The 15,076-nt window shown below is 26.4% G+C and carries 9 protein-coding genes; 7 read left to right on the top strand and 2 right to left on the bottom strand.

Features of this window, described 5'->3' with window-relative positions; all coding sequences use genetic code 11:
• The 3 genes from ADFLV_RS07045 to ADFLV_RS07035 all read left to right on the top strand — a co-directional run bounded on the left by ADFLV_RS07045 (nt 1) and on the right by ADFLV_RS07035 (nt 4,468).
• A complete protein-coding gene (locus ADFLV_RS07045; RefSeq protein ID WP_014474119.1) occupies nt 1-1,179 on the top strand; it encodes a glutathionylspermidine synthase family protein in 1,179 nt (392 codons plus the stop codon).
• Nucleotides 1,180-1,478: 299 nt separating this feature from the next.
• The gene (locus tag ADFLV_RS07040; protein ID WP_129011516.1) at nt 1,479-2,759 is read left to right on the top strand and encodes an MFS transporter; all 1,281 of its coding nucleotides are present in this window, start codon (nt 1,479-1,481) and stop codon (nt 2,757-2,759) included.
• 77 nt (nt 2,760-2,836) lie between these two features.
• Entirely contained in the window at nt 2,837-4,468 is a 1,632-nt protein-coding gene (locus tag ADFLV_RS07035) for a bifunctional protein-serine/threonine kinase/phosphatase (RefSeq protein ID WP_129011517.1), read from the top strand.
• Here the strand turns inward: ADFLV_RS07035 and ADFLV_RS07030 are convergent.
• Nucleotides 4,465-6,435 carry an EAL domain-containing protein gene (locus ADFLV_RS07030; protein WP_129011518.1) on the bottom strand — a complete coding sequence of 657 codons (1,971 nt, stop codon included), beginning with the start codon at nt 6,433-6,435 and terminating at the stop codon, nt 4,465-4,467. The genes ADFLV_RS07035 and ADFLV_RS07030 overlap by 4 nt on opposite strands.
• Nucleotides 6,436-6,637: 202 nt before the next feature.
• On the opposite strand from ADFLV_RS07030, the gene ADFLV_RS07025 reads away from it, so the two are divergent.
• The 4 genes from ADFLV_RS07025 to cobA all read left to right on the top strand — a co-directional run bounded on the left by ADFLV_RS07025 (nt 6,638) and on the right by cobA (nt 12,506).
• Nucleotides 6,638-8,626: a molybdopterin oxidoreductase family protein gene (locus ADFLV_RS07025; RefSeq protein WP_129011519.1), complete on the top strand. Its 1,989-nt coding sequence runs from the start codon at nt 6,638-6,640 to the stop codon at nt 8,624-8,626.
• Between the two features lie 365 nt (nt 8,627-8,991).
• Complete coding sequence (gene nirB / locus ADFLV_RS07020) at nt 8,992-11,454, top strand: nitrite reductase large subunit NirB (protein ID WP_129011520.1); 2,463 nt, start codon at nt 8,992-8,994, stop codon at nt 11,452-11,454.
• 1 nt (nt 11,455) lies between these two features.
• Nucleotides 11,456-11,764 (top strand): nitrite reductase small subunit NirD, encoded by a 309-nt coding sequence (nirD, locus tag ADFLV_RS07015; RefSeq protein WP_129011521.1) that lies wholly within the window; start codon nt 11,456-11,458, stop codon nt 11,762-11,764.
• A gap of 1 nt (nt 11,765) precedes the next feature.
• Nucleotides 11,766-12,506, top strand: a complete 741-nt coding sequence (gene cobA, locus ADFLV_RS07010; protein WP_129011522.1) for a uroporphyrinogen-III C-methyltransferase — start codon at nt 11,766-11,768, stop codon at nt 12,504-12,506.
• Here cobA and ADFLV_RS07005 read toward each other — a convergent pair.
• The gene (locus tag ADFLV_RS07005) at nt 12,503-15,073 is read right to left on the bottom strand and encodes a PAS domain S-box protein (RefSeq protein ID WP_129011523.1); all 2,571 of its coding nucleotides are present in this window, start codon (nt 15,071-15,073) and stop codon (nt 12,503-12,505) included. The two genes, cobA and ADFLV_RS07005, sit on opposite strands and share 4 nt — an antisense overlap.
• Between the last annotated feature and the right edge of the window lie 3 nt (nt 15,074-15,076).

The raw sequence follows: 15,076 nt of genomic DNA, 5'->3' as shown, positions 1-15,076 counted from the left end.
ATGGAATTAAAAAAATTAACTCCTTTGAGTGATGAATATTTAGAATCAATTGGTTTTGTTTGGCATACAGATAGCGATAATTCATCTTATGTAAGTGATGAAATAGTTGTTATAAATGAAGAAGAAGCAAATGCTTATTATGAAGCTTGTAATGAATTATACGATATGTTTATAGAAGCAGGAGAGTATGTAATTGAAAACAATTTATTTCATGAATTAAATATTCCTTTTAATCTTGTAGAAATCATAAAAGAATCTTGGGAAAGTAATGTTCACTGGCATTTATACTCAAGATTTGACTTAGCTGGTGGAATAGATGGACAACCTATAAAACTGATTGAATTTAATGCTGATACACCAACTTCACTCTTTGAGACAGCAATCATTCAATGGGCAATGTTAAAAGCTAATGGTTTAGATGAGATGAGTCAATTTAATGGTTTATATGAAGCTTTAAAAGATAATTTTAAAAGAATAATTACTTTAGATACAGATATTGAAAAATTTGAAGAATATTACTCAACACTTGGTTGGAAAATACTATTTTCTTCAATTTCAAGTTCAACAGAAGATATAAATACTACAAAACTATTACAACATATTGCTAGTGAAGCTGGATTTAATACTGATTTTGAATTTATTGAAAATGTACAATTTAGTGATGATGGAATATTTAAAAATGATGAACTTTTTGAATTTTGGTTTAAATTAATTCCTTGGGAAAATATAGGAATCGAAGAGAGTGAATTAGCCCTACTTTTAACTGAAATTATAAAAGAAAAAAAAGCTATTATTTTTAATCCTGCATATACTTTGATGTTTCAATCAAAAGGATTTATGAAAATTTTATGGGATTTATATCCAAATCATCCTCTACTTTTAGAAACCTCTTTTGAACCATTAGTCGATAAAAAACAAGTTGAAAAAAGATGTTTTGGAAGAGAAGGTGCAAATACTAAAATCATCAATTCAGATGGAACTATCGATGAGCAAACAAGTGGAGAATACGCCGGTCATAAACCAATCTATCAAGAATTTGTAGAATTTCCAAAAGATTCAAATGGAAATTATTATCAAGCAGGAGTATTTTTTGCTTATGAAGCTTGTGGTTTAGGATTTAGACGTGGTGGAAAAATTTTAAATAATATGTCAAAATTTGTTGGACATATAATCCAATAATCTCTTTAAACTGGTCTTTTAGACCAGTTCTTAAAAAATACTTTTAATCAAACTAATTTATATGCTTATATCATTTTCACTATGTAATTATTGTGTTTTACAAATATTTTATTAAGCTTAATTTTACATTAATTTTTATATTTTTTAGATATATAAAAATCTAAATTAAATAAAACTAACTTATTAAAACATTAATTTTTATATTTTTAAACATATTTGAATATTTTTTATACAATAAAATCAATTATTTATTTTCCAATTAATTTATAATTCTTTATAATTAAAAATTAGGAGACAAAATGTCATTAAAAGAATTAAAAGGACAAGGACACTGGCCAACAGTTTTAGCAGCCTTTCTTTACTTTGATTTTAGTTTTATGGTTTGGACGATGTTAGGTCCTTTAGCTACAGAAATTAGTGAATCATTAAAAATCACTCAAAACTTTGTAATGAATGCTGACCAAAAAGCAACATTATTAGCAATTCCTGTATTAGGTGGAGCAATATTAAGAGTACTTCTAGGATTTCTAGTTGATAAAATTGGTGCTAAAAAAACAGCTTTGATGTCACAATTTGTTGTTGTTTGTGGTCTTTTTTATGCTTATTTTAAAGGTGAACAAATAACTTATAATGAGTTATTAATAGTTGCATTTGTTTTAGGATTTGCTGGTGGTTCATTTGCTGTTGCTCTTCCACAAGCAGGACAATGGTATCCTCCAAAACTTCAAGGTGTTGTTCTTGGACTTGCAGGTGCTGGAAACATTGGTGTTGTTATTGATTTCATTTTTGCTCCTAAAATTGCAGAAATTTGGGGTTGGCAATCAGTATTTTTAGTAGGTGCTGTTTTATCAACTTTTATCTTTTTTGTTTATTTGTTTATGGCAAAAGATGCACCTGAAACTGTTTATAAAGCTAATCCTAAAAAATTAAAAGATTATGGAAAACTATTAAAAGATAAAGATACTTGGTGGTTTTGTCTATTTTATGCGGTAAGTTTTGGTGGTTTCGTTGGTTTTGCAAACTATATGAAAGTATATTTATTAAATACATATAAACCTGAAATGACTGAATTTGGTTTAGGTTTCTTAAGTGAAACAAATGTATTAGTTGTTGCAGGATATTTTGGTGCGTTATGTATTTTTGCAGGTGCAGTTTTAAGACCAGTTGGTGGAGCAATAGCTGATAAATTAGGTGGAGTAAAATCTTTATACTTCTTCTATGGAATAGTTTCTTTACTTGCAATTATAAACGCAACATTTAATTTACCTTTTGGTTTAGCTATATTAGTATTATTTTTAATCATGGCTAATCTTGGTATGGCAAATGGTGCAGTATTTCAATTAGTACCTCAAAGATTTGGTAAAGATATTGGTATTATGACAGGAATTGTTGGATGTGCTGGTGGTCTTGGAGGAACAGCATTAATTAAAACTTTAGGATGGTCTCAAAGTACATTTGAAGGTTATACAGCTGGATTCTTTATCTTTGCAACTGTAGTTTTAGTTGCTATTTCTGGAATTTCTTTAGTAAAAACAAGATGGAGAACAACTTGGGGAGCAAGTTCTGGAGGAAGAATATAAAAAGAGGAAATCCTCTTTTTATATTTAATTTAGGATTTTGATAAAATTTTAAATTAAATATATCAAAGGTAATTTTAATGAGTAAAGAAAACATCAAATCTTCAGGTTTTTCACTTGCTAAAGGTAAAGAGTTAACTGGTGATGACTTTTATGAGATTAAACAATTTGAAGATTTTACTATTGCTGTACTTTGTGATGGAGTTGGAAGTGCAGTTGAAGGTGCAAATGCAGCTAAAAAAGTTACTCATCATATTATCAATAATTTTAAAAACCTACCAAGTGTTTGGAGTTTTGAAAAAGCTATAAAAGAATTTTTAACTTCGATTAACTCTATTCTTTATGCAAAATCTATTCAAGAATATGAAAGACCTGAATATGTAACAACTGTAACTGTTGTAGTAATCAAAGGAAATAGACTTTATGGTGCAAATGTTGGAGATAGTAGAATTTATCTTTTAAGAGATAATAAACTATCTCAACTATCAATTGACCACAACGAAGAGGGAATGGATAATGTTTTATCAAATGCAATTGGTATAGATAAAAATGTAGATATTTACTATTTTGAAAATAACATCCAAAAAGATGACAAAATTTTAATGTGTAGTGATGGTTTATACAACCTAATGAGTAGTGATACTCTTAGTAAACATCTAGTAAATGGAGCTTATCATATCGTTAAAAAGGCTAGTTCTTTAGTTGAAGATAATCTTCCTGATGATACAACTGCTATTGTCTTAGAAATTTTAGATGATGATTATAGAGAAATATTAAAAAACTTAGATTTAGAAATCCCAGAAAAATTAAATAAAGGTGATATTATCGATGGTTATGAATTAGTTCAATCATTAATTAGAAATGATAGAACTTGGATTTGTAAAAAAAATGAGCAAGAATATGTAATCAAATTTGCCCCACTTGAAGCAATAGACAATGAAACTATTTTAGATTTATATGTAAAAGAAGCTTGGAATGCAAAGAGATTAAAAGCTGGTTTTTTCCCAAAATCATTTATTCCAAAATATAGAACAGCAAGATATTATCTTATGACTAAACTTGATGGGGTAAATCTAAAACAATATCTGAAAAAAAGACAACTAACAATCGATGATGCGATAAATCTTACAAAAACCTTGATAACGATGGAAGAGTATTTATTAAAATACAATTTAGTTCATGGAGATGTAAAACCTGAAAATATTATTGTAATTCAAAGGGATGATAAAAGAATATTTAAAATCATTGATTTTGGTTCAATCACTGAAATCTTTTCTATTACAAGTAAAGCTGGAACGCCTTCATATCTTGCTCCTGAAAGATTTAAGGAAAGCACTATAAATGAAAAAACAGAGATTTTTTCTATAGGAGTTACAATTTATCAAGCTTTAACAGGTAGTTATCCTTATGGAGAAATTGAACCTTTTCAAAATCCATCTTTTTCAAAGCCAAAAAATCCAAAATCTTTAAACTCAAAAATTCCAGATTGGCTAAATAGTATAATATTAAGAGCGATTAGTGTTGATGAAAATAGAAGATATGAGAACTATTCATATATGAAATATGAACTTGAGAATCCAACAAAAGTAAAACCATTTTTTGATAAAAAGGCTCCTTTTCTTGAAAAATCACCTAAAAAGTTCTATAAAATTGGATTTTATTTACTTTTGATTTTAAATTTTATTTTATTTTTACAAATATCTTCAAATTAAAAATTCATATTCTCAGGTTTTCCAAAATAGTAACCTTGAGAATAATCAACTCCTAATTCATCGAGAATATTAAAAATCTCTTCATTTTCTACAAATTCAGCAATAGTAATAATATTTTGTTTTTTTGTAAATGTAACTATTGTTTCAACTATATTTCGACTATAATTATCATTTGCTATATTTTTTATCAATTTTCCATCAATTTTTAAAATATCAGGATTAAACTCTAATAATCTTTCAAAATTTGAATATCCTGCTCCAAAATCATCAATTGCAATCATAACACCCATACTTTTTACTTTTTTGATAAAAGCTTTAATAACTTGAAAATCTTTAACATTTTCATCTTCAAGTAGTTCAAAAATAACTCGATGTCTATCACTTTCATACTCATCTAATAATTGAAAAAGTTTAGTCCTTGTTTCTTCTTTTTCAATATCTAAAGAAGAGAGATTTATAGAGATTTTTGTTGAAATTTGTTTTAGAATTTTAAATGAATTTTCTAAAACTCTATGAGTAATTTTATTGTAATAATTACCTTTTTTTGATATATCTAAAAATTCATGAGGAGACAAAATATTTTGATTTTCATCAATAATTCTAACTAAAGATTCATATTTTTCTATCTTTTTTGTTTTATTATTAATTATTGGTTGAAAATAAGAAATTACATTGTAATTTTCAAGAGCAATTTTTACCATTTTGATTACTTCCATATTTTTTTTAGCTTCTATTTGCTCTTTTATAGAAAAATCATTTGAATATTTAATTATTTCACTTTTTTTAATTGCCTCATCTAAACCATACTTTGAATCTTCATATAAATGTTCTCTTCCAAATGAATAACTAACAATAACATTCAAATCATACTCTATTTCATCAACGATTAAACGTGATTCTTTTACATTTTTTACTAAACTATTTAAATAATCATTTATATTTGTATGAGTTGATAAAAAATCAAAAAACTCGGTCAATAATGCAAATTGACCATTTCCTAAATAATAAATCGTGTCAAAAATATAAGAATTAGGTAAATATGTTAATAAATTAAAACCAAATATTTTTTCAATTTTATCAACAATCAACATATTATAAAACTTATCAAGAATATTAAAATCCTCTATTTGTATAAGAATTAAAAGATGCAAACCTTTTTCATTTATTTTCTCAATCAACTGTTTTTTATCACTCATTACAGTATTTACATTACTTCTTATACTTATATACTCAGTAATTTCACCATTTAAGTCAAATATAGGTTTAATTGTTGTTTTTATAAAGTAAGGTTTTCCACTTTTAGAAAGATTTTTTAATACTCCTGTCCAAGGCTCTTTTTTGACTTTTATTGTATTCCACAAATCTTTGAATAACTCTTTTGGATTTTCTGGATGTCGTACAATATTATGACTTTTACCTATTAACTCTGAACTTGTATATTCAGATGATTTACAAAAATTTTCATTTGCAAAGGTAATAATCCCATGTCTATTTGTTTTAGAAACAATTGTATTTTCATCAATAATTGCATCATATTGTTTTTTTAAAAAGAATTTATCTACTTTTATTTTTTCAGTTTCTATAAATTTACTTAAAATAGCTAAAAATTGATTTTCATCTAAAGGTTTAGAAAGATAGCCATTTACTCCACAAGAGATTGCTTTTATAAAAACTTCTTTATCTTCATTATGGGAATAAATTATTGTGATAAGTTTAGGATTTATTTTTTTAACTCTTGTTATTAATGAAAAAACTTCCAGCTCTGGAATTTCTGTGTCAGCAATTAATACAGATATTTCACTTTCATTAAATTTTTTAAATACATCAATTTCATTATTTGAAAAAATCATTTTCTTGAATATTTTCTTAAAATAATTTATTGAGTTATCATTTTTATCTATTGATAAATATAATAGTGTTAAGTCTTTTGTAAATCTAAATATTATATCTTTGTCCTGAATATCCATATAATTCCTTAAATAAAAAACATAAATTTATAACACAAAAAAATAAAAAGCAAACTTATATTATAAAAAAATAATTTTTTTAATTAATTTATCTTACAATATAATGTATATTTTTTAAACATATATTCCTTAATCTTACATTAATTTTTTGTATAATAATGATTATAAAATATAAAAATTGCAAAAATAAGGATTTTTTACAATGATTAAGTCAGTTTGTGGATATTGTGGTGTTGGATGTGGATTAGAATTTGAAGAGAATAAATTAGTTGGTGATGTAGTTTATCCAACAAATGAAGGTAAGCTTTGTTCAAAAGGTGTTTCTGAACTTATTAGTATTCAAACTCCAACAAGACTTTTAAGACCAATTTCTAGAGAAAATTTAGATGAAGATTTTAAAACTATTTCTTGGGAAAGTGCTATAAATCAAGTTGCCACAAGAATTGCTATTTCAAACAAAGACAAAGTTGGATTTTATCTTTCAGGTCAACTTTTAACAGAAGATTATTACATTGCAAATAAACTTATGAAAGGTTTTATAGGTTCTAATAATGTTGATACAAATAGTAGAACCTGTATGTCTAGTGCAGTTGTAGCTTATAAGAAATCTTTAGGAATTGATTATGTTCCAGTTCGTATGAATGATGTACATGATGCAAATTTACTTATTTTAGTTGGAGCAAATACAGCAGAAGCTCATGTTGTATTTCATAATAGAATAAAAACCGCTAAAAAAAACGGCTTAAAAATCATTGTAATTGACCCAAGATTTACAGATACTGCAAAATATGCTGATTTATATTTACCAATTAAACCAGGAAGTGATATTGACTTTTTCAATCTTGTATCAAAAAGAATTATTGATGAAGATTTAATAGATAAAGAGTTTGTAGAAAATCATATAAATAACTTCACCCTACTTCAAAATAAATTTAAAAGATTACCATCTACAAAACTTTTAAAAAGAACAGGACTTACAAAAGAGCAATTTGAAGAGTTTTGGGAAATGTATAAATCAAATGAAAATATCATAACAGCATGGACGATGGGAATAAATCAATCAGTTCAAGGTGTTGATAAAAATTTAGCAATAATAAATACACATTTACTAACGGGAAAAATATTTAAAAGAGGAAATGGTCCATTTTCTCTAACTGGACAACCAAATGCAATGGGTGGAAGAGAAGTTGGAGGACTTTCAACTATGCTTGCTGTTCATTTAGGATTTGATAGTGAATCAATCAAAAAAGTAAATCAATTTTGGGGAACAAAAAAAGTTTCAAATAAACCAGGACTTACAGCAACTCAAATGCTTGAAGCTGATCTTGATGTTTTAGTTATTTGTCATACTGACCCAATTTATCATCTTCCAAATAGAAATAAAATGGAAGAGTTAATCAAAAAAATTCCATTAGTTGTGGAGATAAATGCTTATGAAAACTCTGAAACTGCAAAATTTGCACATATTAGACTTCCCGCTGCTCCTTGGGGAGAAAAAGAAGGAACTCAAACAAATCTTGATAGAACAATTACGAAACAAGAAAAACTAACTCGTGTTTCAATTGATTGTAAAGCTGATTGGGAAATTTTCCAACTTATTGCTCAAAAATTAGGCTATTTAAAAGAGTTTTGTTTTGCTTCTCCAAAAGAGATTTTTGAAGAGTATCAAGAGATGACAAAAATAAATCCTCATTTAAATATTTATGAAACATCTTATGATGAATTAAAAGAAAAACCTTTTGTTTGGGGAGAAAAAATTAGAGAAAATAAAGAGTTTTTTACACCTGATAAAAAAGGAAATCTATTTTTTGTTGAAAACAAAGTTTTAAGTGAAAAAACTTCTTTAGAGTTTCCTTTTATTTTATTAACAGGACGTACGCGTGACCAATGGCATAGTGGAACAAAAACAAATCTTCCAAGAACACTTTTAAAACATAAAGCTTTAAATTTTTGTGAAATAAATAGTAAAAATGCAAAAATTTTAGGTATCAAAGATGGAGATAACATAAGAATCATTTCAAAACGGGGGCAAATTGAATCAGTTGCATTAATCACTGACAATATAAAAATAGATACTATTTTTGTACCTATTAGTAATAGAAAAATAAACTATCTAACAAATGATTTATATGATAGAGAATCTCTACAACCTGACTATAATCATAGTGCAGTTAATATAGAAAAATTATAAATTTATATTGTAATTAACCCAAAATCTTCTAAGCCAAACTTTAAACTGTGTGCAGTTCAATCTCATACGTTTAAAGTTTCCTAAAGTATAAAAGAAAAAATCATCACTCAAATTAGACATATGGTTATAAAAGAGAAACTTTCGCTTTAAATGATTTAAAAAATCAGCAATTATAAAATAGATAAATTAAATTTAATAATTTAATGTAAAAATAAGTTTAAAATAAAATATAAACATTATTAAAATACTTATTTTTATATATTTAATTTAAAATTAAGACTAATGAATAAATTATATACAATTTTTAAAACACAAAATTTTTTCTTTATGGGATAATTCAAATATAAGAATTAAAGGAAAGAAAAGTGAAAAAGAAATTAGTTGTAATTGGAAACGGAATGAGTGGTTTACGAACCATTGAGGATTTACTTGAACTTACAAATGACAAATACGATATAACTATTTATGGTGATGAACCTCATGTTAACTATAATAGAATCATGCTTTCATACATACTTTCAAGTGAAAAAACTTTTGAAGATACTATCATAAATCATCAAACTTGGTATGAACAAAACAATATTACTTTAAATAAAGGCGATAAAGTAATATCTATCAATAAAAGTGAAAAAACTATCACAAGTGCTAGTGGAAAAATTGAATCATATGACAAACTTCTAATTGCTACTGGTTCACTTGCTTTTATTCCTAAAACTACTGGAAGTGATTTAAAAAATGTAATTGCATTTAGAACAAAAGCTGATGTTGATACAATTTTATCAACTATTGACAAATCAAAAACAGCAGTTGTAGTTGGTGGTGGATTACTTGGACTTGAAGCTGCTTATGGAATTGCAAAACATGGAATTAAAACTATTTTAGTTCATAGAAGTAGCTCAATTCTTTCTCAACAACTTGATTCTACTGGTGGAAAACTTTTACAAAAAAATCTTGAATCTTATGGAATAGAATTTAAACTAAATACTACAGTAACACAAATTGATGGTACAAGTGGGGTTGAAAAAGTAACATTTAGTGATGGAGATGTAGTTGATTCAAATCTTGTAATTTTTGCAACGGGAATTATTCCAAATAAAGAGTTAGCAATAAATGCTTTATTAGAATGTAACAAAGGAATTGTTGTAAATGATTTTTTACAAACAAGTGATGAAAACATTTTTGCTATTGGAGAATGTGTTGAACATAAAGGAAATACTTATGGTTTAGTTGCTCCTCTATATGAACAAGCAAAAGTTTTAGCTAAATATTTAGCTGAAGTTAAAACGGAAGGTTACAATGGCTCAACTCTTTCAACAAGACTTAAAATCTCAGGTGTTGATTTGTTTAGTGCAGGTGATTATCTTGGAGATGAAACAACTGAAGATTTGATTTTATTAGATGAAAAAGTTGGAATTTATAAAAAATTAGTAATTTATAATGACAAAATTATTGGAATGGTTTTATATGGCGATACAGCTGATGCTTCTTGGTATTTAAAACTACTAAAAGAAGAGACAGATATAAATGATTTAAGAACAAAAATTCTTTTTGGTAAATCAGCACTTAGTGGTGATACAGGTCATGGTGGAAATGATATAAATAGTATGAGTGATGATGAAGAAGTTTGTGGTTGTAATGGAGTTTGTAAAGGCGATATTGTAAGAGCTATAAAAGAAAAAGATTTAAAATCACTCTCTGATGTAAAATCTTGTACAAAAGCTGGGGCTTCTTGCGGAAGTTGTAGTGGTTTAGTTGAGCAAATTTTAGTAAATACTTTGGGTGATGAATACAATGCTTGCGAAGAAGGAATTTGTTCTTGTACAACTTTAGGTCATAAAGAGATTAAACTAGCTATTGATGAAGGTGAATTTGAAACTGTTTATGATGTGTTTAGTAAACTTTCATGGAAAACGCACGATGGTTGTGCAAAATGCCGACCAGCTATCAACTACTACTTACTTGTAAAATACAATGATGATAAATATAAAAATGATAAAAGAAGTGCTTTAGTAAATGATAGAATGTTTGCAAATATCCAAAAAGATGGAACTTATTCTGTAGTTCCAAGAATCTGGGGTGGACTTACATCTCCACAAGAACTTAAAGATATTGCAGATATTGCAGTTAAATATGATGTTCCAACAGTTAAATTTACTGGTGGTCAACGACTTGATATGCTTGGAGTTAAAAAAGAGCAATTAGAGCCAATGTGGAAAGATTTAAATGATTGTGGTTTTGTTTCAGGTCAAGCTTATGCAAAAGGATTAAGAACTGTTAAAACTTGTGTTGGAAATACTTATTGTAGATTTGGAACTCAAGATTCTATGAATATGGGAGTTCTTTTAGAAAAAATCACTTGGGGAAGTTGGACACCACATAAATATAAACTAGCAGTTTCAGGATGTCCAAGAAACTGTGCAGAAGCAACTATCAAAGATTTTGGTGTAGTTGGAGTTGATTCTGGATGGGAAATTCATATAGCTGGAAATGGTGGTATAAAAGTAAGAGTTACAGACCTACTTTGTAAAGTGGAAACTGATGAAGAGTTAATCGAATATACAAAAGCATTTATGCAGTTTTATAGAGAAGATGCCTACTATTTAGAAAGAACTGCTCACTGGGTTGAGCGAGTTGGACTTCAATATGTAAAAGATGTAATTTTAGATAAAGAAAAAAGAGAGTTTTATGCTCTAAGATTTGAAGAATCACAAAAATCAGCACAAGTTGATCCTTGGGCTAAAGCAATAGAAGATGGATTTACAAAAGAGTTTTCTACAATTGTAATCAATCCAGAAGAATCACATAGTTTTGAAGCAAAGGAGTTTTAAGATGAAAAAATGGTACAAAATTGTAAATATAGAAGAAATTCCTTTTATGGGTTCAAGAGTGATAGAAATTGGTGATTTACAAATTGCTATATTTAGAACAAAAGATGATTCAATCTTTGCAGTAAACAACACTTGTCCTCATAAAAAAGGAAAATTAAGTGAAGGATTAGTTCATGAACATATTGTTACTTGTCCACTTCATAACTGGAATATAGATTTAAAAAGTGGTGAAGCTTTAGGAAATGACCATGGTTGTACAAATGTGTATGAAACAAAAATTGTTGAAAACATAATCTATTTAGGAATTTAAAATGGAAAATAGAGTTTATCTAACAGGTGCGGGTCCTGGAGATATTGAATTACTTACATTAAAAGCAGCTAGAGTTATAAGTGAAGCTGATGTAATAATCTATGATAAATTAGCAAATCCAGAGATTTTAGAAATGGCAAAAAAAGATTGTCAGTTTATTTTTGTAGGAAAAGAGAGTGGAAATCACTCTGTTCCTCAAGAAGAGATAAATGAAATAATTTATCAAAGTGCTTTAAAATACAGTAATAAAGTCATTGTTAGATTAAAAGGTGGAGATCCATTTGTTTTCGGGCGTGGTGGAGAAGAAGCTATTTATCTTCACAAAAGAGGAATAAAATTTGAAATAATTCCAGGAATTAGCTCAAGTGTAGCAGTTCCAGCTTATGCTGGAATTCCAGTAACGCATAGGGGAATTACAACTTCATTTAGAGTAGTAACTGGCCATGAAACACCAAATAAAAAAATATCTCAAATCGAATGGCAAACTTTTTTAAATGATGAAACAATAGTATTTTTGATGGGATTACATAATATTGGATTAATTACATCAAAATTAATGAGTCTAGGAAAAAGAAAAGATTATCCTTGTGCAGTTGTTTCAAAAGGAACAACAAAAGAGCAAAAAGTAGTTGTTGGAACATTGGAAGATATTACGCAAAAAGCAAAAGATTTACCAACACCAGCCATTATAATCGTAGGAGAAGTTGTAAATTTAAGAGAACAAGTTAAATGGTTTGACTAAAACTTATTTTCAAAAATGATAGAAAAACAAGCACCAATATATTGTTTTTGATTATAAGTAAACTTTTCATTATGAATATTTATTATCCCTTTATGTCTCTCTCTTATAATTTTATCAACAATGGCAAGCCCCAATCCTGTGCCTTGAGATTTATGTTTTGTAGTAAAGTATGGTTCTAACACTTTAGAAATGATTGATTCATCAATTCCCCCACCACTATCCAAAAATTGTAACTCTAGTTTATTTTCATCAAGTTTTATACTTTTTATAAATAAAAATCTATCTTCTTCATTCTTTTCTTTTAATACATCTTTACTATTTGAAATAATATTTAAAAATGCTTCTGTTAACTCATTTTTATTACCTAAAATTAACAAGTCATCATTTACTTCCAATTTAAGATTAATAAAATTATTGTGTAAAGAAGCATATACAAGATTCAAAGTATTATCTAAAACTTCTTTAACACTTATCTCTTTATAAGATTTATCTTCTTTTATAAAATCTCTAAAATTATCTATTGTATTTGATAAATATTCAGTTTGTTTTACTATTGCAATAGAAGATTCTTCAATATCTTCTTTATTTAACATTCCATATTCAGATTTCACTCTTAGTGCACTTGCACTTGTACTAATAAAACTCAAAGGTTGTCTCCATTGATGTGCAATATTTCCTATCATTTCACCAAGTGATGCTAGTTTTGCTTGCTCTTGCATTATTTTTAGAGAACTTACATCTTTTATAACCATAAGAAATCTTTCTTTATCTGGTAATAAAGATAAACTTAAATTTACTGAAACTCTTTTATTATTAATTATAAAAGTCTCTTCATAATTACTTACATATCCTTTTGTTATTACTTCTTCTAATAATTTTTTATTCTTCTCATTTTTTGTCATCATAAAATCTATTAATTTTTTAGTTAATAAATCCTCTTCACTTAATTCTGTCATATTTAAAAAAGCTTCATTAAATTTTATAAATTTAGAATCTAAATCTAAAATTGCTATACCATCTTTTGAATAATTAAAAATCAGCTCAAATTCTTGTTTTTGCTCAAATATCTGTTTTTCTATTAATTCTTTTTCTGTTATATCAATTCCGATAGTGGTAAGATAATCCATTGAACCATCTTCTTTTTGTACAAGCATATTTGACCATTCAAATACTTTTTCCTCACCATTTCTAGAAATCCAAGAATTTCTAAAATGTTTAATCATATTTCCTTTTTTGGCTTCATCAATTATATTTATAACTTTATCTTTAACATTTTCATTCAAAAATCTTGACCAAAAATATGGTTCACTTGATATTTCTTCTTCTGTATAACCTAAAAATTTCTGAGCATATTTATTTACTTTAAACATTACTCCTTCACTATTAATTACAACAATAACAGCATTTGAATTATCAATAATCGTTGAAATAAAATCTCGCTCTTTTATGATTTGTTTTTCTAATTCTTTTCTTAAACTAATATCACTATGTGTTCCAAGTATTCGAATAGGCTTGTTATTTTTATCAAGAATAACTTTTCCTCTCGTTAAAATCCAAGTATATTTACCATATTTATTTTTCATTCTAATTTCTAAAGAATATATATTATTTTCTGGATTTTTTAGATAATTTCTTAAATTTTCCTCTACTTTACTTTTATCATCAGGATGAACTAAATCAAAAAAATATTTTGCATTATTTCCAATTTCATTATCTTCATACCCTAATAATTTTTTCCATTTAGAAGAGAAATATGCCTCATTCGTAATTAAATTCCAATCCCAAATACCTTCGTTTATACTATCAATAACCAATTCAAATCTATTATTTATCTCATCAATTTTTGATTTAGAAGTTTTTATAGTAGTAATCATTTCATTCATTTTTAACGATAATTCATTTAATTCTTTAGTACTAAATTTGGGAATCATATCTTTTGGTATTCCATCTTTATCATTATTTAAAATTGCATTAGCAATAGTATAAATAGGTTTTAAAATAAAAACTTTAATTATAAAAAATATAATCAAAATTATGAAAATTGAAGAAATAAAAATCTCTAATAAGCTTTTTTTTATAATAGTATTAAGTTCATTTTTTAAAAATTCATTTGAACTATAAATCAATATTTCAGCAATCTTGATATGAGAATTATTTTCTATAATTTGACTTTTAAAAGAAAAATATTTAGTGAGTAATTCTTGGTGTTTTAGATTTGTTGAATCAAATTCTACTATTTTATCTTCTATTTTAATTTTTCCAGTTTCAATAAATTCTTTACTAAATATTTTTCCATAATTATAATCTTTGATTATGATGGCTAAAATATTTTTATCTTTCATTTGATTTTCAAGTATTTTTTCATATTCATTTATTGCATAAGAGTTTATAAAATAAGGTAAGGTATCTTTTAACTGGTTATTTATTGATTCTAAATCTAAATTTATGTTACTTATTATTCTTTCTTTTGTTTGAGAATAATTATACATCGTATAAAAAGACATAATTGTTACAACACATAATAATAAAGGAGTAAGAAAAGAGAGTAATAATGTTCTATTTTTCATAAA

The organism is Arcobacter defluvii, assembly GCF_013201725.1.
Taxonomy (GTDB): domain Bacteria; phylum Campylobacterota; class Campylobacteria; order Campylobacterales; family Arcobacteraceae; genus Aliarcobacter; species Aliarcobacter defluvii.
The sequence above is the reverse complement of the archived record's forward strand: the minus strand, read 5'-3'. Positions and strand labels throughout refer to the sequence as shown.